This window comes from Seonamhaeicola sp. ML3 (genome assembly GCF_023273855.1).
Taxonomy (GTDB): domain Bacteria; phylum Bacteroidota; class Bacteroidia; order Flavobacteriales; family Flavobacteriaceae; genus Seonamhaeicola.
Genome location: NZ_CP096884.1, coordinates 717,595 through 742,608 on the forward strand (window position 1 = coordinate 717,595; position 25,014 = coordinate 742,608).

The 25,014-nt window shown below is 36.2% G+C and carries 23 protein-coding genes; 10 read left to right on the forward strand and 13 right to left on the reverse strand.

Annotated elements, in window-relative coordinates; genetic code table 11:
- Positions 1-38 precede the first annotated feature (38 nt).
- The 7 genes from gldL to M0214_RS03365 form a co-directional block, all read right to left on the reverse strand.
- Positions 39-677: a gliding motility protein GldL gene (gene gldL / locus M0214_RS03335; RefSeq protein ID WP_248724053.1), complete on the reverse strand. Its 639-nt coding sequence runs from the start codon at positions 675-677 to the stop codon at positions 39-41.
- 91 nt (positions 678-768) lie between these two features.
- Positions 769-2,136, reverse strand: coding sequence for a gliding motility lipoprotein GldK (gene gldK / locus M0214_RS03340; protein ID WP_248724054.1), 1,368 nt, complete (start codon positions 2,134-2,136; stop codon positions 769-771).
- Between the two features lie 161 nt (positions 2,137-2,297).
- The gene (locus M0214_RS03345; RefSeq protein WP_248724055.1) at positions 2,298-3,464 is read right to left on the reverse strand and encodes a formimidoylglutamase; all 1,167 of its coding nucleotides are present in this window, start codon (positions 3,462-3,464) and stop codon (positions 2,298-2,300) included.
- A 161-nt stretch (positions 3,465-3,625) separates the two neighbouring features.
- On the reverse strand, positions 3,626-6,115 hold the full coding sequence (gene topA / locus M0214_RS03350; protein WP_248724056.1) for a type I DNA topoisomerase: 2,490 nt from the start codon (positions 6,113-6,115) through the stop codon (positions 3,626-3,628).
- Positions 6,116-6,254: 139 nt separating this feature from the next.
- Positions 6,255-7,034 (reverse strand): hypothetical protein, encoded by a 780-nt coding sequence (locus M0214_RS03355; RefSeq protein ID WP_248724057.1) that lies wholly within the window; start codon positions 7,032-7,034, stop codon positions 6,255-6,257.
- Positions 7,035-7,153: 119 nt separating this feature from the next.
- The gene (locus M0214_RS03360) at positions 7,154-8,401 is read right to left on the reverse strand and encodes an LVIVD repeat-containing protein (protein WP_248724058.1); all 1,248 of its coding nucleotides are present in this window, start codon (positions 8,399-8,401) and stop codon (positions 7,154-7,156) included.
- Between the two features lie 76 nt (positions 8,402-8,477).
- Positions 8,478-8,918: a hypothetical protein gene (locus M0214_RS03365; RefSeq protein WP_248724059.1), complete on the reverse strand. Its 441-nt coding sequence runs from the start codon at positions 8,916-8,918 to the stop codon at positions 8,478-8,480.
- Positions 8,919-9,101: 183 nt separating this feature from the next.
- On the opposite strand from M0214_RS03365, the gene miaB reads away from it, so the two are divergent.
- From miaB to groL, 7 genes are all read left to right on the forward strand, one after another.
- Positions 9,102-10,550, forward strand: a complete 1,449-nt coding sequence (gene miaB / locus M0214_RS03370) for a tRNA (N6-isopentenyl adenosine(37)-C2)-methylthiotransferase MiaB (protein WP_248724060.1) — start codon at positions 9,102-9,104, stop codon at positions 10,548-10,550.
- Positions 10,551-10,634: 84 nt separating this feature from the next.
- Positions 10,635-11,906 (forward strand): sigma-54-dependent Fis family transcriptional regulator, encoded by a 1,272-nt coding sequence (locus M0214_RS03375; RefSeq protein ID WP_248724061.1) that lies wholly within the window; start codon positions 10,635-10,637, stop codon positions 11,904-11,906.
- Positions 11,907-11,967: 61 nt separating this feature from the next.
- Positions 11,968-12,510 (forward strand): LPS assembly lipoprotein LptE, encoded by a 543-nt coding sequence (lptE, locus tag M0214_RS03380; protein ID WP_248724062.1) that lies wholly within the window; start codon positions 11,968-11,970, stop codon positions 12,508-12,510.
- A 98-nt stretch (positions 12,511-12,608) separates the two neighbouring features.
- Entirely contained in the window at positions 12,609-13,571 is a 963-nt protein-coding gene (locus tag M0214_RS03385) for a hypothetical protein (protein ID WP_248724063.1), read from the forward strand.
- Complete coding sequence (secG, locus tag M0214_RS03390) at positions 13,571-13,912, forward strand: preprotein translocase subunit SecG (RefSeq protein WP_371873530.1); 342 nt, start codon at positions 13,571-13,573, stop codon at positions 13,910-13,912. The genes M0214_RS03385 and secG overlap by 1 nt, the downstream gene beginning before the upstream one ends.
- A gap of 171 nt (positions 13,913-14,083) precedes the next feature.
- Positions 14,084-14,359: a co-chaperone GroES gene (gene groES / locus M0214_RS03395; RefSeq protein ID WP_248724064.1), complete on the forward strand. Its 276-nt coding sequence runs from the start codon at positions 14,084-14,086 to the stop codon at positions 14,357-14,359.
- A gap of 98 nt (positions 14,360-14,457) precedes the next feature.
- Complete coding sequence (groL, locus tag M0214_RS03400; RefSeq protein ID WP_248724065.1) at positions 14,458-16,089, forward strand: chaperonin GroEL; 1,632 nt, start codon at positions 14,458-14,460, stop codon at positions 16,087-16,089.
- 87 nt (positions 16,090-16,176) lie between these two features.
- Here the strand turns inward: groL and M0214_RS03405 are convergent, their stop codons facing one another.
- The 6 genes from M0214_RS03405 to xrtF form a co-directional block, all read right to left on the reverse strand.
- A complete protein-coding gene (locus M0214_RS03405; protein WP_248724066.1) occupies positions 16,177-16,533 on the reverse strand; it encodes a heavy-metal-associated domain-containing protein in 357 nt (118 codons plus the stop codon).
- A 90-nt stretch (positions 16,534-16,623) separates the two neighbouring features.
- Positions 16,624-18,891, reverse strand: a complete 2,268-nt coding sequence (locus M0214_RS03410) for a TonB-dependent siderophore receptor (RefSeq protein WP_248724067.1) — start codon at positions 18,889-18,891, stop codon at positions 16,624-16,626.
- Between the two features lie 138 nt (positions 18,892-19,029).
- The gene (locus M0214_RS03415; protein WP_248724068.1) at positions 19,030-19,725 is read right to left on the reverse strand and encodes a heavy-metal-associated domain-containing protein; all 696 of its coding nucleotides are present in this window, start codon (positions 19,723-19,725) and stop codon (positions 19,030-19,032) included.
- 101 nt (positions 19,726-19,826) lie between these two features.
- Positions 19,827-20,171, reverse strand: a complete 345-nt coding sequence (locus M0214_RS03420; RefSeq protein ID WP_248724069.1) for a hypothetical protein — start codon at positions 20,169-20,171, stop codon at positions 19,827-19,829.
- Between the two features lie 124 nt (positions 20,172-20,295).
- On the reverse strand, positions 20,296-20,724 hold the full coding sequence (locus M0214_RS03425) for an exosortase F system-associated protein (protein WP_248724070.1): 429 nt from the start codon (positions 20,722-20,724) through the stop codon (positions 20,296-20,298).
- Positions 20,717-21,265, reverse strand: a complete 549-nt coding sequence (gene xrtF / locus M0214_RS03430) for an exosortase family protein XrtF (protein ID WP_248724071.1) — start codon at positions 21,263-21,265, stop codon at positions 20,717-20,719. The genes M0214_RS03425 and xrtF overlap by 8 nt, the downstream gene beginning before the upstream one ends.
- A 203-nt stretch (positions 21,266-21,468) precedes the next feature.
- On the opposite strand from xrtF, the gene M0214_RS03435 reads away from it, so the two are divergent.
- From M0214_RS03435 to M0214_RS03445, 3 genes are all read left to right on the forward strand, one after another.
- Complete coding sequence (locus M0214_RS03435) at positions 21,469-21,927, forward strand: GAF domain-containing protein (RefSeq protein WP_248724072.1); 459 nt, start codon at positions 21,469-21,471, stop codon at positions 21,925-21,927.
- 364 nt (positions 21,928-22,291) lie between these two features.
- Positions 22,292-23,824 carry a bifunctional phosphoribosylaminoimidazolecarboxamide formyltransferase/IMP cyclohydrolase gene (purH, locus tag M0214_RS03440; protein ID WP_248724073.1) on the forward strand — a complete coding sequence of 511 codons (1,533 nt, stop codon included), beginning with the start codon at positions 22,292-22,294 and terminating at the stop codon, positions 23,822-23,824.
- 156 nt (positions 23,825-23,980) lie between these two features.
- Entirely contained in the window at positions 23,981-25,009 is a 1,029-nt protein-coding gene (locus tag M0214_RS03445; RefSeq protein ID WP_248724074.1) for a rod shape-determining protein, read from the forward strand.
- The last annotated feature ends 5 nt before the right edge of the window (positions 25,010-25,014 follow it).

Genomic DNA, 25,014 nt, shown 5'->3' on the forward strand with positions numbered 1-25,014 from the left:
TTTTTTGGTTAATCAATATAAATTTGGGTAACCCCTAATTAGTCTTTGTTCATTGCAGATAACATTCCACCGTATACACCGTTTAATGAAGACAGGTTAGATGCTAAAGATTGCATTTGCTCTTTTAATTTGGCCGCATTTTCTACAGACTCCTCGTTAATTGAAGTTTGTTTGTTAATGCTTTCTAATTGTACTTTATACATACTGTTTAAAGATTCCATTTGAGCTGCTGCTAAAGATAACTCTTCACCATATTTTTTAGTGGCTTCGATAGAATCTACAGTAGATGACATGTTTTTTGCAGCACCTTCAAAATTCTTGATGCTTTCCCCTAAGCTAGAAATAAGTTCCCCATCTATTTTAGCTTCTTTTAATAAACTGTCTAATTTTTGAGATAATAATCCTTGAGGATTTTCTTCTCTTTCTTTTGCTGCTGCTTGACCTCCTGCTAATTCTGGATATACCAAAGACCAATCTAACTCGTCGTCAACTGGTTCGAATGCAGAGATTGCAAATATGATAGCTTCGGTTACAAGACCTATAGTTAACATTACATTACCCGTTAGAGGTCCAATTTCAAAGTGTATGATTTTGAAAAGTGCTCCAATAATTACAATTGATGCCCCTAACCCGTAAGCTAAATTCATAAACTTTTTGTTTGCTTTTGACTGTGCCATAATTTCTCGGTTTTTAAAAATTTAAGTAGGTTCTTTACTTAAGTAGGTTAATTAAATAGTATTTAAATTTGATTTGATTAATGTTCTTTTCTTATTTGCTACCGTTACTTGTTACTTTAGTTCCCATATAATCCTGTACGGTTCTAAATCCAATATAACTTCTAGCTGAATCTGCATATTCGTAATCTCTTGAACTTACTTGTAAGAAGTAAGCAACATCTTTCCATGAGCCACCTCTAATAACTTTTCGTGTATTATCATCGTCGTTAACACTTGGGTTAATGGTTGAAGTATACTCGTAAGACGCAGGATCGTAAGATGCATTTACCCATTCTGCCACGTTACCGGCCATGTTATACAAATTGTAATCGTTTGGTTCGTAAGACTTAGCCTCTACAGTGTACAATGCCTGATCTGCAGCATAATCACCTCTTACAGGTTTAAAGTTTGCCATAAAGCATCCTCTATCACTTTTAGTGTAAGGACCTCCCCAAGGGTAAGTAGCAGCTTGCAGACCGCCTCTGGCCGCATACTCCCACTCTGCCTCTGATGGCAATCTAAATCTGTTTACCAAAGCGGCACCTTTTTTAGATTTTTGATATGAGTTCTTGTTAATGGTACGCCACTCACAAAAGGCTTTAGCTTGTTTCCAGGTCACTCCTACTACAGGATAATCGCTGTAAGCATCATGCCAGAAATAATCATTGTGCATTGGCTCATTATAGGAATAAGCGAAATCCCTGATCCAAACTGTAGTATCTGGATAGATTTCAACTTCGTCTTTCTTTATAACATCTTTTCTTGCTACACCTCTATTTTTGGCAGCCTCTTTAATGTCCATGTAGTTGTATTGGAACTTAAATTTCTTTACATCCCAAGTACGTTGTCCATTATAAGATTCTTCCATAGGCAAATACATCGTATCCATTACTTCTGCGTAATACATATCTATATATTCTGAAGTATCGTAAACTAAATCGATGTCTTTATTAATTTTTCTTCCCTCGTAACCTGTTGGACCTAATCCTGTATAATTCTCGTACATATACTTCTCATATACAGACATATCGGTGGTATCTGCATCTTTAAATGCATATTCACCGATTGTTCCTTCATCTTCAGGTGTTAATCCAACCTCATCGGCAAGAACCGCCAGCTTCATTCTTAGGATAGAGTCTCTAACCCAATGAACAAATTGACGATATTCACTATTAGTGATTTCGGTGGCATCCATGTAAAAGGCTCTTACAGTAACCGTTTTAGCAGGAGCATCTTGCACACCAGCTAAATCGTCGTCGGCCTTACCCATTATAAATGCACCTCCTGGAATAAGCTCCATCCCATAAGGTTTTTCAGGGTGCCATTTTTTACCTTTAACACCTACCAGTTCTCCTCTATCTTTAGAGCCGCAGCTGGTTAAAATTGTTATTGCTAAGGTTAATAAAAAAATCTTCTTCATGTCTATAGTAAACTCGAGGTTAATTAATTAAGCTTCATTTTGAGGCGTAAACATATCTATATATTTTCGAAAAAACAACTTTTTAAACAAAAAAAATACGTTTCGTCGTTAAAAAATGTCGTTTCACCGATAAAATTTCCCGTTCAACCATACACTTTTAACTACACGCTATTCTTTCGTATGGCTTTGTACCAGCGCTCTGGCACCTTATTTTTACAGGCTTCCAAGTAATCTTCGTGCGTGCAAGGTAATAACGTATGTCTTTTTAATTTATTATTGACTTCAGACAAAAATGGAATTTCAATCCACCATCGTCCTGTTTTATTGCTTTTGTAGAAAACCAATTCCTCGGTATCTACAAGTGTGATATACTTTTCGAAATAGCGTTCATCTGAAAAATCGTCGTCCTTAACTCTATAATTCACACCTTCTATAAAATACCAAAGCATTTGGGAGATTAACATAGACGTTATTTCATCATCATTAGAAGGCTTGTACTCATAAATACCAAAAGAGGACACCTTATTACTTATTCCTGCATATCGGGCAATGGCACAAATCTCCTTTCCGTCTAATCCATTCGGAGAAAATTTTTGTTTTGAACTGAGCTCTGAACCTTTAACAGATGTTAAATCTACGCTTACAATATTGGCATCTCTTAAAACTGGCTCTACCAATGCTATGTTATTTGAAACTTCCCCCAACCTGTAAGACTCGAAATAAAGGCTAGCCATTAAATCGATTTCCTCTTGGGAATTAAAGTAAGTTTGATAACCAATGGTAGCATAATTAAAAAGATTATAAGGCTGTTCTAAGACCACTTTACCTATAAAGCTATTATTTTTGATGGGTTTAGACGAATCGCCTAAATCGAACTTACTGTCTACATTAACTATGTTGACCATAGGGATTAAATCATCATAAGCCCTGTAATTTGCATAAGTAAGGTCTTGGGAACCCCCAATTATTATAGGAATTATATCTTTTTTTACGAGTATGCTTATGGCTGTCTTTAATGCAAAATAAGTGTCTTCTACACTTTCTCCCTTGTGTATATCGCCCAAATCGGCCACTTGTGTGTTCCAACTTCCTGGAAAGAGCGCATAAAATGTTTTCCTTACCTCATCTAGATTAAACGTTGTACCAATGTAGTTTACATCGTTTCTATTTTCCAGAACACCAATTATAGCAATGGAAACACCTTCTAAATCGGGAATTCCATTTTGTTCGGTATGAATTTTAATTTTTCTTCCTAATGCTTGCGTGGCTAATAACTCGTTATGGGCTAGCACTAAATCTGAGACAGGCGAAAGAAAACTAAAGTTCATCTAAAAAATGGTAGTTGTTTTTTTGTAATGAATCACAAATATCAATAGAATTAATGAGTATTTCATCAATTTAAAACTTAAAATATCGACGAAATACCATTTTTTTCTAAAAACTAAGACTTAAACCACACAAAAAAGTTTAAGACCACCTGAAAAATAAACTATTTCTTTTTGGCAGTTGCCTTTTTTCGAGTTGTCTTTTTCTTTGGCGCGTTGGCCTCTATGATAGCCTTGGCCTCATCTAAAGTCATTTTGGAAACATCAACAGTTTTAGCTAATTCAACTTTAAGTTTTCCTTGAATTACATTGTGTCGTCCCCATCTTGCCTTTTCCACACGAATACCTTCGGCCTCCCAATGGTGAATTAACTTATCTTTTTCTTTTTGAATTTTATCTTCAATCAATTCGACGATGTCTGAATCTGACAAGTTATCCCAATCATATTTCTTGTTCACGTTAATAAACATACTGTTCCATTTAATAAATGGCCCAAAACGTCCTTTACCCTTTTGAACTGGCAAGTCTTGATACACATAAATAGGAGCATCTGCTTTTTGCTTTTCTTTAATTAGAACAATAGCATCATCTAAATCGACACTTAGAGGGTCTGCACCTTTTGGTAGGGAGACAAATGTTTTTCCGAATTTTACATAGGGCCCAAAACGGCCGTTATTCACTTGAATTTCCTCACCTTCATATTCACCTAAACTTTTTGGAAGCTGAAATAAATCCATGGCCTCTTCAAAAGTAATTGTTGTTAATTGTTGGTCTGGAGTTAAACTCGCGAACAAGGGTTTTTCCTCTTCATCAACAGTCCCTATCTGTACCATAGGCCCAAATCGACCTAAACGTACACTAACCTGTCTTCCCGTTTTTGGATCTACACCTAAAATACGTTCACCTGATTCTCTTTCGGCATTTTCTTTAACATCTTCTACCTTAGGATGAAAATCTTTCCAGAACGACTTCATCATTTTGGTCCAATCTTCTTCGCCCTCGGCAATACTATCGAAGTCTTCTTCTACTTTCGCTGTAAAATTGTAATCTAATATCTGGTCGAAATGATTCACCAAGAAATCGGTCACAATCATACCAATATCTGTAGGCACTAATTTTCCTTTATCGGACCCTACTTTTTCAGAAAGCTCTTTTTCGGTAACAGCGCCATTGGTTAATGTAAGTTGGGCATATTTTCGTTCTACACCTTCAACAGTACCTTTTTCGATATAATTTCTATTTTGAATTGTTGAAATTGTTGGCGCGTAAGTAGACGGGCGCCCAATACCTAGCTCCTCGAGTTTCTTAACCAAAGATGCCTCGGTAAATCTTGCCGGCGGCCTTGTGTAACGCTCTGTTGCAGTTATGTAATTATTTAAGAGGCTTTCACCGGTTTTCATTGCCGGTAACATTCCTTCTTGTTCAACATCTTCATCGTCTGTCCCCTCTAAGTAGACTTTTAGGAAACCATCAAAAGTAATTACCTCACCATTTGCCGTAAAGGTTTCACTATGCGTTGAGGCACTAATCTTTACATTGGTTCGTTCTAATTGCGCCTCACTCATTTGAGAGGCAATGGCACGTTTCCAGATTAACTCGTACAAACGGGCTTGATCTCTGTCTATATTAACGGTGTGTCTTGAAAAATCGGTAGGACGAATGGCCTCGTGAGCCTCTTGAGCCCCTTTAGATTTTCCTGAATAATTTCTAGGTTTACTGTAATTGGAACCGTACGCCTCTTCGATTTCTGCTTGAGCGCCTTGCCTAGCTTCATCAGATAAATTTGTACTATCTGTTCTCATATAAGTAATGAGACCGGCTTCGTAAAGACGCTGTGCCATGGTCATGGTTTTACTTACAGAGAAATATAATTTACGTGAAGCCTCTTGCTGTAATGTCGATGTTGTAAACGGCGCAGCTGGTGATTTTTTAGCTGGCTTTTTTTGTAAATCGGCTACTTTGTAATTGGCGTCAACATTCGCTTTTAAGAATTGTTGCGCTTCTTCTTTCGTAGAAAAGTTCTTTGGCAGTTTTGCTTTAAAGGCTTGTCCGTTTTCATTTGAAAACTCGGCTACCACTCTGTAAGAAGGCACTGGTTTAAAATTGGTAATCTCACGCTCTTTTTCCACAATTAAACGCACTGAAACCGATTGTACTCTACCCGCAGAGAGACCGCCTTTTACCTTTCGCCATAACACCGGAGATAATTCGTACCCAACGATTCTATCTAAAACACGACGGGCTTGTTGCGCATCTACCAAATCGTAATCTATGCCTCTTGGGTTTTCTATCGCTTTTTTTATGGCCGACTTAGTAATTTCATGAAAAACAATACGTCTTGTCTTTTCCTTGTCTAATTTTAAAGCCTCAGCTAAATGCCATGCAATTGCCTCTCCCTCGCGGTCTTCATCACTTGCTAACCATACCATTTCAGCTTTCTTGGCTAACTCTTTCAGTTTTTTTACAACCGCTTTTTTATCTTTAGATACTTCGTATTTTGGTTTGAAATCACCGTCTACATCAACCCCTAACTCCTTTGAAGGCAAGTCTGATATATGCCCAAAGCTAGACTCTACTTTAAAATCTTTTCCTAGAAATTTCTCAATGGTTTTTGCTTTTGCAGGTGACTCTACAATCACTAAATTCTTCGCCATACATCCAATTTTGAAGCTACAAATGTATGTGAAAAAAAATTTATCTAGTGCATTTTAAAGTCTAACTGTTTAATAATTTTAAAAAAACGCCCGTATTTAACCTGGTAAATACGGGCGTTTTAAAATATTGTTAAAAAATTTATTCTTCTATCAATCCTATTTCATCTATAGCGTTGGTTTCTTCAAAACCTACAACTTCCTTATAAATTAAATAAATAGGATGATATACAAATGTTGCTGTAAATAAGACACCTATACCACAAGCTAAAAAACCGACTATTTGCGCTAAAAATGAAGAAACAATGACCAATCCAAAAGTTAAAAACCATTTTTTATTCCCTAGTTTAAAACTTGCCTTAACGATTTCTCCAACACTTAAATCTGGGTTAAAAGCAAATATAACCGCAAAATAGGTTAAGGGAATCACCACATAAAACACAGGAAAATAGCACAATAAAGCTGCCAGTATAGATATCCCCACAGAAGCTAACATCAACATGAAAATCTTACTTAAATACTTTGCTTTGATAAAATAGAAGAAGTCTGATGCTGAAGTTTGCTCATTGTTATCCAACTTTTTCATAATTCTATAAAAACCTGCATTTAACCCTAGTGAAATAGTTCCCAGCACCAAAATCCCTACAATCACAAAAAGCACGTAGAACAGAGATATACCTGCAATAAAATTTTCTACAGCACCATTATTATACCCTCCTTCTTGTTGAGCTAAAACAAGGCCTATTAAAGGAACGTAAAGCACAATTATTAATGGTAACATAACTATAAAGGTGAATAATTGAAGTAAAAATCCCTGAAGCCAAGTTTTCTTAAAAAGCTCGATAGATTCACTAAAAATATTACCAAAATCTAATGCCTTGGCGGCATTTATTTTTTCAATTAATGTGTTTACTGTATTCATTGTAAATGTTTTTGGTTAGTTTTTTACACTTTAAAAGTAACCGTTTTTTATTAATCGCTTTATCTTATAAACAAAAAAATCTGCCCGTAGGCAGATTTATAGTCAAAGTTTAGTTTAGCTTAATTAAGCGTAAATGCACTTAAAAAGCTAATATTGTTTTCTAAATAACTGTATTGATATAGCGTATTATCTCCAATCATAATTAATTTGTCTTGTAGTGGAATAACATCGGTTGCTTGAATATCACCAATAGTTCTTACCAAATCTAAATCTACCGGCGTATTCCTATTAAAAAGTTTTAAACCCGCTGTGCCGTCACACACGTAAAGCATATTACTTTTTATACCCAAACCATAGGGGTTTTCTAATGTGTAGCGCTTTGCCAATGTTGGATTGGATTTATCATGGATATCAATAACCTCCAAAACACTTTCTATCTGTCCGCAAGCATTTCCGCCACGCAATGTAAGATAAGCATAATCACCATCGACCACAACTGGATCACAACCTTCCCAATGCACAAATTCAGAGACATAGGCTGGTTCTGCAGGATTGTTTAAGTCGTAAATATACATACCATTTGTACTGCCCAAGTATAAATAATCGTCTGCCTCGAACATGGTTTCTATATTCCAACCGGCATATTGTGTATTCTCTAAAATTGGACTCCCTAAGTTTTTAATATTAAAAATAGCCATACTGTAAGACCCCACAGTGTACAAATAATCATCCTTTATTTGAAAGCGTGCTAAAGAACCACCCGTCCCCACATTAGATTCTGCTGCACTGGCCAGCACGGCATCATTAAACATCACACCCCTGTCTATCAAAATATTTGGCTCAACATCTTCTCTTGGTTTTTGTTCTAGCTTCCAATCTATTATAATATCGGTATCCCAATTAAAGTCGCTATAATCGGTAGCAAAAGCCTCTTCTGGAATTCTGTAATTGTAAATCTCAAATACGTTTTCCAATCGCTCTACTTGAGTAATATCATTTATATTAGAGATATTAAAAACCACCAAATCTGTAGCACTATCGGCATACAGGTAATTATCTTTAATTGAAATATCTTCATTTCCTGGAATAGTAATATACTTAATGGCTTTTGGTGACTCAGGATTGCTATTATCTATGATATGAACCCCTTTATTGACATCGTTAACAAAAATGTAATCGTTGTAGGCATATATTTTCCCAGCCTGTTTTACAGGCCTAGGAGGAACTATATCCACCATTTTCCTAAACTCTGTTTTACTAACAAATTCGGGAGTGGCTACAGTTACTAAATCTAGATTTTCATCGTCGTTTTTGTTGCAAGAATATAAAACAACAAACATGGATAAGATTAAAAGAATACGTTTCATTTTCATTTATTTTTTTGGAATTCTAAGATTCAGACATTTAACCAAGCGAAGGCTTAATCAATATAACCACAAAATACTAATACGAATACTCTAAAGGTTGCTCTACACCTTCTACATGAAGTATCACTTTAGAACTTCCCTGTACTCTAACTGGTGTAAGATCGAACGTTATGGTTCTTTCAAAAAAAGCCAAGCACAATTCTTCATTATTAAAGTCTAGCTTCAAATACCGCTGCTCTGGAAAAGATTCTGCAACAGCACCAGAATCCACAAGACTAAAACCCCAAGTAGACCCATCGCAACCAGAAGCTCCAATTTTAAGAGACAGGCAATCATCTTCAATTTTAGCGTTTATAAAAGTTACACCTTGACTAGATGCCGAATCGTACAAACTATTGCTAACTATTGTTTTGAAATCACAATCCTGGCTTACGGCAACATCGTCTTCGCATTGCGTGTTGGTAAAACAAAGGAGGCTAACCAAAACAAAAAAAAATTTTCTAATAAATTGTAACATAAGCCAAGTAAATTGAGTTATTATGAAGATGCATGTATTCCATTTTGGTTGCGCGAATAAACGTATAAAATTCAATTCAAAATAAACATGACACTTTGTCACAAAAACCAAATTAATTGTATCTTTGCACCTGCTTACCTGCAGGCAGGCACGAATATTGACCAATTTTGGTACAAGTAAATTATGGAAAAGATAATAGACGAAAAAAAACAAGGAGAAGCTTTATCGCTTAAGCAGAAAGAAGGTAACGCACGTAAACTTTTTATTGAAAGTTACGGTTGCCAAATGAATTTTTCAGATAGTGAAATAGTAGCTTCCATCCTTAATAATCAAGGATATAATACAACTCAGAATTTAGAAGAGGCCGATTTAGTTCTGGTCAACACCTGTTCTATTAGAGACAAGGCAGAACAAACTGTTCGTAAACGCCTAGAGAAATACAATGCCGTTAAACAAGAAAGCAACCCGAACATGAAAGTTGGTGTTTTGGGATGTATGGCCGAACGTTTAAAAAGTAAGTTTCTCGAAGAAGAAAAAATAGTGGATTTGGTTGTAGGACCAGATGCTTACAAAGACCTCCCTAACCTTTTAGCCGAAGTTGAAGAAGGTAGAGACGCTATAAATGTTATCTTATCTAAAGAAGAAACATATGGCGATATTTCCCCAGTACGTTTAGACAGCAATGGCGTAACTGCTTTTGTATCGATTACACGTGGTTGCGACAACATGTGTACGTTCTGCGTGGTTCCCTTTACAAGAGGAAGGGAACGCAGTAGGGACCCACAAAGTATTATTGAAGAGGTAAACGATTTATGGAACAAGGGATACAAGGAAGTCACACTTTTGGGACAAAACGTTGATAGCTTTTTATGGTATGGCGGCGGACTTAAAAAAGATTTCGACAAAGCCAGTGATATGCAAAAAGCTACGGCCGTTAATTTTTCTATGCTGTTAGAAATGTGTGCCACTGCTCAGCCCAAAATGCGTTTTAGATTTTCAACATCAAATCCTCAGGATATGACATTGGATGTTATCGAGACCATGGCGAAATACAAGAATATTTGCAACTACATTCATCTTCCCGTGCAAAGTGGCAGCAACCGTATTTTGAAAGAAATGAATCGTCAGCATACACGAGAGGAATACTTCGAACTAATCGATAACATTAAGCGTATTATCCCAGACTGTGCCATTAGCCAAGATATGATTTCTGGTTTTCCAACAGAAACAGAAGCAGACCATCAAGACACCTTGAGCTTAATGGAATATGTTAAGTACGATTTCGGATTTATGTTTGCTTACTCTGAAAGACCAGGCACTTTAGCCGAGAGAAAACTCGAAGATGATATTCCATTAGACACAAAAAAACGTAGGCTTAACGAGATTATAGCGCTTCAGCAAAAACACAGTTTAATGCGCACTCAAGAGCATGTAGGCAAAGTTGAAGAAGTACTCATCGAAAAGGCTTCTAAACGTTCCGACAAACATTGGGCGGGAAGAAATAGCCAGAACACCATGGTAGTTTTTCCTAAAGGGAATTATAACATTGGTGATTTTGTAAATGTAAAAATCACGGATTGTACCAGCGCTACTTTAATTGGAGAAGCGATTAGTCTTTCTGAAAACAATTAAAAAGCATTTGTCATTCCGCACTTGATGCGGAATCCACATAAACCTAAAAAAGATTCCTGCCTTCGCAGGAATGACAGAAAATAAATGGAATCAATTCAAGCAATAAAACAACGTTTTGGCATAATAGGCAATACACCATCCTTGAATCGTGCTATTGAAAAAGCCATTCAAGTTGCCCCAACAGATATTTCTGTATTGGTAACGGGCGAAAGTGGTGTTGGTAAAGAAAGTATTCCAAAAATCATACACCAGCTATCCCACAGAAAGCACAATAAATACATTGCTGTAAACTGTGGTGCAATACCCGAAGGCACCATAGACAGTGAGCTATTTGGGCATGAGAAAGGTGCCTTTACAGGAGCCACCCAAACTCGCAGCGGTTATTTTGAAGTGGCCGACGGCGGAACAATTTTCCTCGATGAAGTTGGAGAATTACCACTAACAACCCAAGTACGTTTGTTGAGGGTTCTTGAAAATGGTGAATTTATAAAAGTAGGATCCAGCAAAGTCCAAAAAACCAATGTACGCATAGTGGCCGCTACTAATGTTAATATGTTTGAAGCCATTGAAAAGGAGAAGTTTCGAGAAGATTTATACTACCGTTTAAGCACCATCGAAATTCATTTACCGCCACTTCGTGAGAGACAAAATGATATCCACTTACTTTTCAGAAAATTTGCCAGCGATTTTGCTTTGAAGTATAAAATGCCAACCATAAAACTTTCTGATGATGCCGTACAAATACTCTTAAAATACCGTTGGAGCGGTAATGTAAGGCAGTTGCGTAATATTGCAGAACAGCTTTCTGTTCTGGAACAGAACAGAATTATTACGGCTGAAGTTCTAAGAAGCTATTTACCAACAACAGCGTCTACCAACTTGCCGGCAGTAATAAAAACATCTAAGTCTGAAAGCGATTTTAGCAGCGAACGAGAGATTCTTTACAAGGTCCTTTTTGATATGAAAAGCGATTTGAACGACCTAAAGAAACTCACCATGGAACTCATGAAAAGTGGCAGTGTAAAAGATGTAGAAAAAGACCATGAGCATTTAATTCAAAAAATTTACGGTAACGAAAGCGAAGAGCCAACCGTATACCAAGAACCTGTTGAAGACACCGAAGTACTATCGATACCTGAACATACAAACAATATTGAAAGTGTAGAAAGTCAGCAAGATAAATACCATTTTGCCGAAGAAATTCAAGAAGAGGAAACATTATCGCTGCACGACAAAGAATTAGAATTAATTAAAAAATCGCTTGAAAGGCACAACGGAAAACGTAAATTAGCAGCAGCTGAATTGGGTATAAGCGAACGCACATTGTACCGAAAGATAAAACAGTACGACTTGTAATTAACAGTTCAAAAGAATTAGGAATTCACAACAATGTAAAAAAGAAATCGTTTTTATAATCATGAACTTAAAATCACGCGTAGTGCCATCGAGATACATAGTTAAAAGAATTAAACTGCTTTTTTTAATGCTGTTATTGGCTACGATTCAATCTTGTGGCTTCTATAGTTTTACACCACCAACATCCATTAATGCCGAGACTTACCAAGTCAATCAATTCGAAAACACATCCCTTTTATTCGAACCCGGCCTAGATCGAGATTTCAAAATCGCATTAGAAGATTTAATCCAAAACCAAACAAATTATAGACTTGTTCCTTCTGGCGGCGATTTAATTTACGAAGGAGAAATAACAGATTACAGAATAGCACCAACAACAGCTACTGCTCAAAATACCGCCGCGCAGAACAGGCTTACCATATCTGTTAAAGTTCGGTTTTACAACACCAATAACGAAGAAGACGATTTAGACCAAATGTTTTCGTTTTTTTATGATTTTCCCGGTAGTGCACAATTAACTGGAACTCAAAAAGCAACAGCACACGAAGAAATATTAGACCGATTAACACAAGATATATTTAACGCCACTTTGGCAAAATGGTAAATTCAGTGATCAGTAGGCAGTCGCAGTAGAATTATAAAATTCCATTATATCACAAACACTGAACACTAAAATAATTATAAGTAAATTTGGCTAAGCCAATGAATTCATCCGATTTTATAGACATATTACAACATCCTCAAGATATTACGAATCAACAAGCTGATGCTGTTAAATCTATTATTGATGAATTTCCTTATTTTCAGTCTGCAAGAGCGGTATATCTCAAAGGGTTAAAAAATCAAAACAGCTTTAAATACAATCAAGAATTAAAAACTACAGCGGCCTACACTACAGACCGAAGTATCCTGTTTGAATTTATAACCTCGGAAGCTTTTGTTCAGAATGAGATTTCTGAACATATCAAACTCAACACAGGCCGATTAAAAGACATCGATGTTACCGCTGAAGACATTTCAATAGATAAAAGTATCGCTTCAAGCGAAACGCTAAGTCGCCAAATAGAAGATACCAAAGGTGTTTTAGATCCTGCATTGTTTCAACCCAAAGAGGAAGCTACCAAAGATGAAACAGCAATTAATTTTAAACTGGATGACCCTGAAGCTATTAAAGCATCAGGAGAAACTAAAGACACACCTGAACTATCTGCGCAAGAGATTCTTAACCTAGGTAAGCCACTTCAGTTTGATAAAAACGAGAAACACTCTTTTAACGAGTGGCTGAAGCTTACACGCTACAAACCTATAGAACGCAAAGAAGTTTTTAAAGAGCAAACAACTACCGAAACTGAATCTGATGACGTTCCTTCAACTTCAGGAAAAGCAAGAAAGTTTGAGCTCATAGATAAGTTTATCACCGAAAACCCAAAAATCTCACCAACCAAAACACCATCTAAAAAAGGAAACTTGGCCAAGGCACAAATGATGCAGCCCGAGGCTTTAATGACAGAGACTTTGGCGCGTATTTATGTGGAGCAAAAAAACTATAAAAAGGCCATTCAATCTTATAAAATTTTAAGTTTGAAATATCCAGAAAAAAGTAGTTTCTTTGCAAACCAAATTAAGGCAGTAGAAAAATTACAAGAACAAAACAATAACGAATAATGAGTTTTACAATATTTCTAGTACTAATTGTTGTCGTAGCATTTTTATTAATTGTAGTAATCATGGTACAGAATCCAAAAGGTGGAGGATTATCTTCTACATTTGGAGGCGGAGGCTCACAACAACTTGGTGGCGTAAAAAAGACCACAGATTTTCTAGATAAAAGTACATGGTATCTAGCCACTTTTTTATTGATATTAATATTGGCTTCGAATGTGGCCATAAACAGAGGAGATAACACTTTAGACTCTAAAGCTTTAGATCAGGACGCTAATCAGCTACCTCCTATAACAATGCCTACAGGCAACGACACTGCTGCAGATTCTACTTCTGCCAAGTAAAAAGTGTGACAAAAATTTAACAAAAATGCCAACTTCTTTAAGTTGGCATTTTTGTTTTTACAAATAACGTTTATTAAGTCTGAAAGTTTGTCAGTCTCAAAGCATTGGCACATTTTTAGCATAACGCTAAAGCGTTAATTTAAATCAGTTAAATAAAAACTATATAAGAAAATGGGCTTAAACATTAAACCATTAGCAGACAGGGTACTTATTGAACCTGCTGCAGCCGAAACTACTACGGCATCAGGTATTATCATACCAGACAATGCAAAAGAAAAACCACAAAAAGGAACTGTTGTTGCTGCAGGACCTGGCACAAAAGACGCTCCTGTTACAGTTCAAGTAGGTGACACTGTTTTGTATGGAAAATACGCTGGAACAGAATTAAAATTAGAAGGTAACGATTATTTAATCATGCGTGAGAGCGATATTCTTGCGATTGTTTAAAACCTACCTGTCATTCCCGTGAAAACGGGAATCCACAAAAAATCGACTACAATTAATTAAGATTCCCGCCTTCGCGGGAATGACAAAAACAAAGTAAAATGGCAAAAGATATAAAATTTGATATTGAAGCACGCGACGGATTAAAACGCGGTGTAGATGCATTAGCAAATGCAGTAAAAGTAACTCTAGGTCCTAAAGGAAGAAACGTAATCATTTCTAAAAGTTTTGGTGCACCATCTGTAACTAAAGATGGGGTTTCTGTTGCTAAAGAAATTGAGCTTGAAGATGAGCACGAAAATATGGGCGCTCAAATGGTAAAGGAAGTTGCTTCTAAAACCAACGACCTTGCTGGTGACGGTACTACTACCGCTACCGTTTTAGCTCAGGCTATCGTAAAAGAAGGCTTAAAGAATGTAGCTTCTGGCGCCAATCCAATGGATTTAAAACGCGGTATTGACAAAGCCGTAGAAGCAATTACTGCTGATTTGTTAAGTCAGTCTCAAGAAGTTGGAAACTCTTCTGAAAAAATTAAACAAGTAGCTGCTATTTCTGCTAACAACGATGACACTATTGGAGAATTAATCTCTCAAGCTTTTGAAAAAGTTGGCAAAGAAGGTGTTATTACTGTTGAGGAGGCTAAAGGAATGGATACTTACGTTGAAGTTGTTGAAGGTATGCAATTCGATAGAGGGTACTTATCACCTTATTTCGTGACAGATTCTGATAAAATGGTAGCCGATTTAGAAAATCCATACATTTTATTATTCGATAAAAAGATTTCTAACTTACAGGAAATCCTTCCAATATTAGAGCCAGTTGCTCAATCTGGTCGTCCGTTATTAATTATCGCTGAAGATGTAGACGGACAGGCTTTAGCTACTTTGGTAGTTAACAAATTACGTGGTGGTTTAAAAATTGCTGCTGTAAAAGCGCCAGGATTTGGCGACAGAAGAAAAGCCATGTTAGAAGACATCGCTATCTTAACTGGTGGAACGGTTATTTCTGAAGAAAGAGGATTCACCTTAGAAAATGCCGACCTTTCTATGTTAGGAACTGCTGAAACAGCAACCATTGATAAAGACAATACTACTATTGTGAATGGTTCTGGTGATTCTGAAGCTATTAAAGCTAGAGTAAACCAAATCAAATCTCAAATTGAAACAACCACTTCAGATTACGATAAAGAAAAACTTCAAGAGCGTTTGGCTAAGTTAGCTGGTGGTGTTGCAGTTCTTTATGTTGGTGCTGCTTCTGAAGTTGAGATGAAAGAAAAGAAAGACCGTGTTGATGATGCCTTACACGCTACAAGAGCTGCAGTTGAAGAAGGTATTGTTGCCGGTGGTGGTGTAGCATTAGTAAGAGCTAAAGCTGTTTTAGAAACATTAACTACCGAGAACTTAGACGAAACTACTGGTGTACAAATCGTAAACAAAGCTATTGAAGCGCCTTTACGTACGATTGTTGAAAATGCTGGAGGCGAAGGCTCTGTAGTTATCAATAAGGTTTTAGAAGGTAAAAAAGATTTTGGTTATGATGCTAAATCTGAAGCCTATGTTGATATGCTTAAAGCAGGTATTATCGACCCTAAGAAAGTAACTCGTATTGCTCTAGAAAATGCTGCTTCTGTAGCCGGTATGATTTTAACAACCGAGTGTGCTTTAATCGATATTAAGGAAGATGCTCCAGCTATGCCTCCAATGGGCGGCGGTGGTATGCCAGGCATGATGTAAGTCGAGAGCTTCGACACACAAATAATAAATTATAAAAAACGCTTCCTGAATCTGGAAGCGTTTTTTTGTACTACAAGAGACCAAGAATTATTCTTGTTTATGCGCTCCTTTTACATCTTCATCTCTATATTTACAACAAGGATGCACTTTAGCATAAGCCTCATCTGGTGCTTTTGTGTCTTTAACATCGTGCCCAGCTTTTAACACACTGGCTTCTATAGTTTTCAAATTGGTTTTACGCTCGTCGAAAATCAAACTCAATTGATGTGTTTCAACATCCCATTTAGCAAACTTTACCCCTTTAGTATTTAGGCAGGCTTTTTCGATACGTGCCTTACACATACCACAAACACCATCTACTTCTGTAGTGGCTTTAGCATTTTTGTTCTGAGCAAAAATTGTGCTCCCTGTTAGTAACAAAGCAATTATTAGTAATTTTTTCATGTTTTTATTTTTATGGTTGTCATTGTATAATTTTACTAAAGCGGCATTAATCATTAGATTACAACGTCGCTTTACTCCTCGTAATGACGGTTAATTATTATTTATCCTATATCGAATACCAGCGTAATACATACTTCCAAAAATAGGACCATATACAAACGTTGTATCAAAATTTGAACCAAATGGATCATCAGCAGCCAAAATCGGGTTTGGTTGTCTAACATTAGTAATATTCTCCCCGCCTATATATACCTCAAATCTGGAGGAAAACACTTTGGTTACTTGAGCATTTAAAGTTGAAACCGTTGGTGTTCTATCAGATAAGCGATACTGAACGGGGTTTGTTAATGTAGACGAAAACCGTTGTTCTCCTAACCAATTAAAGGTTGCATCGAACTTCCACCTGCCTCCTGTTTCGGTTAAAGCGGTTTTATAGCCCATATTAGCAAAAAACCGATGTTTCGGCGTTAAAGGCCTGGTAAGTTTTCCAGACCTATAGTCGGTTTTAACATCATAAAACTTGTAGGCTGTTCGGAAATCAAAACCTTGGAAAGCATTATAATTAAATTCGGCCTGAAAACTATTGGCATAACTTTTTCCTTCCAAATTATAAAAATTTATTTCCAGCGGATTTTCATAATCTACGACGACTTGATTTTGGAAATCGGTTTTATAAAAATCTACAGTGATATCGGCTTTCTTTCCAAAAAGATTAAAACCCTGTAAGTAAGACACTCCATAATTCCAAGCGATTTCGGGGTCTAGCCCATAAATATTTCCACCTACATCATCGATAATTATATTTCGGGATGTCGCAAACATCTTTTGGTTTTCGGTAAAAATATTGGCGCTTCGTTTGCCTCTTCCAAAAGACGCCCTAAAGGCCGACTTACCCCAAGGAGAGTAACGCGCATGCACCCTTGGAGTTATAAAAGTTCCCAATAGATTATGGTAATCAATGCGTATGCCTGCTGTTAAATTAAACAGCTCTAAGTTGTCATGCGAATACTCGAAGAAACCACCTACCGATGTTTCTGTTCGTTCAAACGCATTCAAATTCACCAATTCGTTATAGTAGTCGTAGGTATAACTCACACCAGTCTTAATTTTATGTCGAGAGTCACTAATTATAGAGTTATAAATAGCGTTAGCATACAAACTATTATGGGTGATATCATAATCGTTCAATCCAAAATACGATTCTTGTTTATGGTTACTGTATGCAGTTTGTACTCCTAGACTTTGCCATGGTACTTCGGGATTTACATACCCTAGTTTAGCAGCGATTTCAAACCTATCGGTAAAAATCTCACTGCCCCAAACGTCGTCTCCGCTCAGTACAGGATCGTTTGTAGTTAACCTATCCGTATCGGGATTAAAACCCAATTGCCCTGTAAGTTTCTCGTCTGTTAGAACCTTTAGGTTAATAAAACTAACAAAGCCCTTTTCAGGATTGGTATACTGCCAACGGTTCATCACATTTATTTGATGGTATTTAGGCATATCCATAAAACCATCGTGGTTAACATCATGTTCTTTTTGATGTGTATTCCCATGCAAATAAAGCCCCATATCCCACTTATCGCTCACTCTAGAATTTATATGGGCATTTAATTCCATACGCTCGTTCGTGGCTCCAAATAAATTTAAGAACAACCTATTGTCTGTAGAGGGCTTAACCAATTCTGTATTGATTTGCCCAGCTATACTTTCAAAACCATTCACAACACTGCCGGTACCTTTGGTAATTTGAATGCTCTCTACCCAAGTTCCTGGAATAAAGCTTAAACCAAACGCTTGAGAAGCTCCACGGATAGAGGGAATATTCTCTGTTGCAATCAAAATGTAAGGACTAGTAAGACCTAACATTTTTATTTGTCGTGTGCCAGTAACCGCATCAGCAAAATTAACATCGATTGACGGGTTGGTTTCAAAGCTTTCAGACAGATTACAGCAAGCCGCTTTGAGCAATTCTTCACTACTAACTGTCAATACATTTTGCGCTGTTAAATAAGATTTTGCAGTGGCCTGCTTTCTTGTGGTTATGGTAACCTCGTCTAAATCGCTTGTTGGCTGCAACCAGTGACGGATAAATTTGGGAGATTCAACCGTAATGGTATCGGTTTTAAAACCTACGTAACTTATAACTAATTTGGAGTACGCTTTAGAATACGATACTGTAAACTTGCCATCAATATCGGTTACTGTTCCAATATCTGTGTCTAACCAATACACATTGGCACCAGCTAAACCGATGTGTTCGTTTTTTTCATTTGCTTCCATAATCATACCACTAATACTTTCTTGGGAAAATGTTAGTAGTGGAATTACGAAAAATATGTTTAATATGTTTTTCATTTTAATTCTTAGGTCATTGTGAGACTTTGAAAAAGTGGTGACAATCTCTAGATTACCACGTCGCTTTGCTCCTCGTAATGACTAAAGTTTTTAATTCTTAGGTCATTGCGGATTTCTGCCTTCGCAGGAATGACAGCTCTACTTCACTAACATTATTATTGCCATAACAATCATGATACTATTTTCAATGAAAGTCGCTTTGGTCATAGGGAGTTTTAAAGCTGTTCCTAGACAAGCACATTGAATACTTTTTTTATCCAACAATACTTTTGCAACACCTATTGTTGTGACACCAAGAATTATTAATGTAACTATTAATGCGGATGGAATTTCTACACGCATTAAAAACATGATTCCAAGAGCTACTTCTATAAAAGGATAGATCCATCCATAAAGCGGCATTAGCTTTGCTAATGGATCGTACATTCTAAATGATTGCGGAAAACCTTTTAAATCTAATAACTTAAAAAAGCTGAAAACGATGTAAAAAAGCCCCATGAAATCGAGCATAAAGCCATTAGTATCCCAAGGCTTGTAGTTTAATAGAATACTTACAGCAAGTATGTATCCGAAAATAAGGAACAACGGATACAATTGTTGTAATTCTGTTTTTTCCTTAACAAGCACTTCTTCCTTTTCTTTGATAACGTATTTACTAGAAAGCGCCTTTTGTAAAGTTGCAATGGAAACGTGCTTGGACATTGAAATTCCAACTTGAGCAGCTTCTAGGTCTACAATAGCTTCGGTTACATCAGAAAGTTTGTTCAAAGCCTCTTCAACCGATACTTTGCAACCACCACAGGTCATACCTGTAACTGTATATGTATGTTTCATTTTGATAAAATAAGATTAATAATCTTTTGTGCTTCCATATCAAATATGGTATGCAAGTTGTAGATTCCCATTTCGTGGGAATGACAAAAATGACTATTAAATCAAATCAAGAAGACTTGGTCTAAAACAAGAATGTTCCTGACCAAATTAGGCGGTGAATAATCTTTGTGAGGAACTATTTTTTTTGGAGCCCCTTCAAAAGGATTTAAATAAGAATAGACTAGTGATATTATAAAATGTTGTTGTTCAATATTAAAATCATTGAACGATTTTAGCAGTTCGTCTTGGCCTTCAACAACATCAATTTCGTCTTTACAACAGGATTTTTTGGCAAATTCAGTGTTTGTGATTTCCGATTCATCCATCCCGCAATTATCCGCTCCAGTAAAAACTGCAACATCAACCAAAACATCTCCACAAAAGTGTTTTTCAAAAGTTACAGACACTGTTGAAAACAGCACTAGCAATGCCAATAACACAGAAAAAGATTTATATGTAAACTGTTTAACCACTACACAAAAGTACAAAACCTTTAAATTCCATTCGCCTTTTTATTAAATGATTAACATATCATTTTTTAATCTTATGGTAATAGAACGCCGGCAATAACAGGATAAGTATTATGGGTTGAATTAAAAATCTTCGAACATTAAAAAACATATAATAGTCCTCCTGTTTTGGGTTAATCACAAAATACATATAGACAATAAGAAGTATTACAAATGCTATGACATATATGACACTAGCAAACTTAATAACACTTTTATTCCTAAAAACCATATAAATAATCCCCAATGAAATTATAGTGTTTAAAAAGTACCGTAATGTGGTAAAACCAATTAGTTTGGCCACTTCACGTCTCGGACTGTCTAAATACAAATAATCATTCTGAAAGAAAACCAAATAAGGGTCGTAAAACAGCTGTTCTTCAAAAGCTCTAATTAGAATAAGCAATCCAACAAGAACAAACAATAATATGTATTTAAGCAGTTTATTCATGCCTACTACTTTTAGAGAACCTATTCACCCAGTAAAACCACAATAAAAACATCATGCCGTAAATTATTGCAGGAAACACAATTGTATGCAACACATGCTCATGTTGGGGATAATGAAATAAACCTATAGACAACAGCGCAATCCTAATTAGATTTACAGAATACAGGAGTACACTTCCACAGAGCATGAATAAAATCGTTGCCTTAAACTTCCCTGAAAAAGCAATTACAAAAGAAACAAACAAAATAATCACACTAAAAGCATTACAGCCTTCTACAACCCTACCCAAATAATTTCCGTTTAACACAATTTTGATTGATGGTTCGTTTGCATGCGGAATCATTTCAACATGATACCCAAAAGTTTCAATCAAAGCCTCTGTTTGCTTTGCTACTAGATTAGTAATGTAGTCTGGGTAAAATTTTGAGCCATCAGATAAATCTAAAAACAAGCTGTACAAGAAGGACAAAACAATGTATACCAACAAAAAAGTAATAATAAATTTTACAACCGCTTTGTATTTAACGAATAGTGCTCTCAAGGTTTTGAATTACAAATCTGAATTCCGAAAGTACATCTTTTTTAAATACTTTTCTTTAGTAAAAAACTAAATTTTTGCATGCAATAAATCACAAATCTTAGCCTCTTTTCAGTAACCACTTTGTTAATCCATACAATTATTTCATTTCGTTTACATGAACTTTCAAACGAAATAATTCATGTACTTTTGCATAAATTTTGAATATGAATTTTGAACAGTTAAAACCCGAAGTATCATATATAATTGCTAAAAAAAACTTCTCTACAGACCAACGACTACTCAGCATTTGTGAGTTATTGGAGCAACATATAGACTATTATAATTGGGTTGGTTTTTACTTTAGAAACGGCGATAAAGAAGAACTAAAACTAGGCCCTTATGTTGGCGAACCTACTGACCATACGATTATTCCCTTTGGAAAAGGGATTTGCGGACAGGTTGCTGTTAGCAATAAAAATTTTGTAGTTCCAGATGTTAATGCTCAAGATAATTATATCGCCTGTAGTATTACTGTGAAAGCTGAAATTGTAATCCCAATTTTTGTAAATGGTGAAAACATTGGTCAGATCGATATAGACTCCAACACACCTGACCCTTTTACGGAAGAAGACGAACGTTTTCTTGAGTTTGTTTGTAAAAAGGTCTCTGAAATGATTTCTTGATTTGACCTCCTCGAATTCTGAGTTACAAAATCAGAATCCACCCCTCCTTAATAAATAGGAGAATTGATGACAAAAAAACTTCCTTCCCTTCACAAGGGAAGGTGTCACGAAGTGACGGAAGGGTTCTGCAATTTTTAAAAATCCAAACCCCAAATATATTTTTAACTCCATTTTGGAATTTGATTTCACCTGTTAACAACTCTTTCCCATCGTTGAAAAGTCATTGTTTTTTTACCTAAATAAAATCGTTTTTCTGCTTTAAATAACTACTTTTGCACTTTAATACAAAACACATCAATTTTTAACTTAAAAATAACCTTAAATACTCATTTTCACAACAATGAGTATTCATAATTAAACAGGAATGAGCAACGAAAAAACTATCAAATCGGCCCTAATTTCAGTATTCAGCAAAGACGGTTTAGAACCAATTGTAAAAAAATTAGATGAGCAAGGCGTTACCATCTACTCGACTGGTGGTACTGAAAAATTCATTAACGATTTGGGTATTAATGTAGTTCCTGTAGAAGATGTGACGTCTTATCCTTCTATTCTTGGCGGACGTGTAAAAACACTTCACCCAAAAGTATTTGGCGGTATTTTAAATAGACAAAACAACGATTCTGATGTTGCAGAGTTAGCCGAATTTGAAATCCCTCAAATTGACGTAGTTATTGTGGATTTGTATCCTTTTGAAAAAACCGTGGCTTCAGGCGCTAGCAATCAAGATATAATTGAAAAAATAGATATCGGTGGTATTTCGTTGATTAGAGCTGCAGCAAAAAATTATGCCGATGTTATCTGTGTATCTTCAGTTGATGATTATGCTGAATTTTTAGAATTAATTACGGAGAAGAACGGTACACTTTCCGAAGAAGACAGAAAACGTTTTGCTACTAAATCGTTTAATGTATCCTCTCATTACGATTCAGCCATCTTCAATTATTTTAATACTGATAAAGAAGAAACTGTTTTAAAAATAAGCGAAACCAAAGGAAAAGTTCTACGATATGGTGAAAACCCACACCAAAGAGGTTTCTTTTTTGGAGATTTCGATGAATTGTTTACAAAACTCCACGGTAAAGAACTTAGCTACAACAACCTATTAGATATTGATGCCGCAGTAAATTTAATGTTAGAGTTTAAAAACGATGCTCCTACTTTCGCTATTTTAAAGCACAATAACGCATGTGGCTTAGCACAAAGAGACACCATAAAACAGGCTTATGTTGATGCTTTAGCGGGTGACCCTGTTTCTGCATTTGGCGGTGTTTTAATAAGTAATACCGAGATTGATCTAGCCACTGCTGAAGAGATACACAAACTATTCTGCGAAGTGGTTATTGCGCCATCTTTTGCAGCAGATGCGTTAGAATTATTAAAAGGGAAGAAAAATAGAATCCTACTGGAAATTCATGATGTAGAGATGCCTGCCATGAACGTTAGAACATGTTTAAACGGTATTTTACTTCAGGACAGAAACAATATTACAGACAAAGCCGAAGACTTAAAAAGCGTTACTAATATAGCGCCAACAGAGGCTCAAATAGAAGACCTCTTGTTTGCTTCTAAAATTTGCAAGCATACAAAATCCAATACCATTGTTTTGGCAAAAAACAAACAATTATGTGCTAGCGGAACAGGACAAACAAGCCGCGTAGATGCCTTACAACAAGCCATCCATAAAGCAAACTCTTTCAATTTCGATTTAAATGGTGCTGCTATGGCAAGTGATGCTTTTTTCCCATTCCCAGATTGTGTAGAGATTGCTAAAAATGCTGGGATTACCTCTGTAATTCAGCCTGGCGGTTCTATTAAAGACCAGTTAAGTATCGATTATTGTAACGAAAATAATGTCGCTATGGTGATGACGGGGACACGTCATTTTAAGCACTAAAAGGCGATACTTAAATCTAAAAATCGATTAAAAACGTATAACATTGGAGCGCCTAAAATTAATAACATTTTAGACACTCGTTAAGCACGTAATTATACTAAGTTTTATTACATTTACAAGATTTCATTTCTAAACCAATAAAACCACACAAATCACATGGGCTTTTTTGATTTCTTAACCGAAGAAATTGCAATTGACTTAGGTACTGCAAACACTTTAATTATCCACAACGACAAAGTTGTTGTCGATGCACCCTCTATCGTGGCAAGAGACCGGATTTCGGGGAAAATTATCGCTGTTGGCCAAGAAGCAAACTTAATGCAAGGTAAGACCCATGAGAACATAAAGACCATAAGACCCCTAAAAGACGGGGTTATTGCTGATTTTGATGCTTCTGAGCAAATGATCAGTATGTTTATTAAAAACATACCGGCACTAAAAAAGAAGTTTTTCACTCCTGCCTTGAGAATGGTTATCTGTATTCCTTCGGGAATTACCGAAGTGGAAATGCGTGCAGTAAAAGAAAGTGCTGAGCGTGTTAATGGTAAGGAAGTATACCTAATTCACGAACCTATGGCAGCCGCTATTGGTATTGGCGTAGATATTATGCAACCTAAAGGAAACATGGTTGTGGATATAGGTGGTGGTACAACTGAAATTGCTGTAATAGCATTAGGCGGAATTGTTTGTGACAAATCGGTAAAAATTGCAGGTGATGTATTTACCAGCGACATTGTTTATTACATGCGTACACAACACAACCTTTATGTTGGAGAGCGTACTGCTGAAAAAATAAAAATTCAGATTGGGGCAGCAACCGAAGATTTGGAATTACCTCCTGAAGATATGAGCGTTCAAGGTCGTGATTTACTTACAGGAAAACCAAAACAGGTTTCTATTTCGTATCGTGAGATTGCCAAGGCTCTAGATAAATCTATATTACGTATTGAAGATGCCGTAATGGAAACCTTGTCGCAAACTCCTCCAGAACTTGCCGCAGACATTTACAATACAGGAATTTATTTAGCAGGAGGTGGATCTATGTTGAGAGGCCTGGATAAGCGTTTATCTCAAAAAACAGATTTACCGGTTTATATCGCAGAAGACCCCTTACGTGCCGTAGTTAGAGGTACTGGTATTACACTTAAAAACTTACCGAAATACAAAAGTGTATTGATAAAATAAAATTA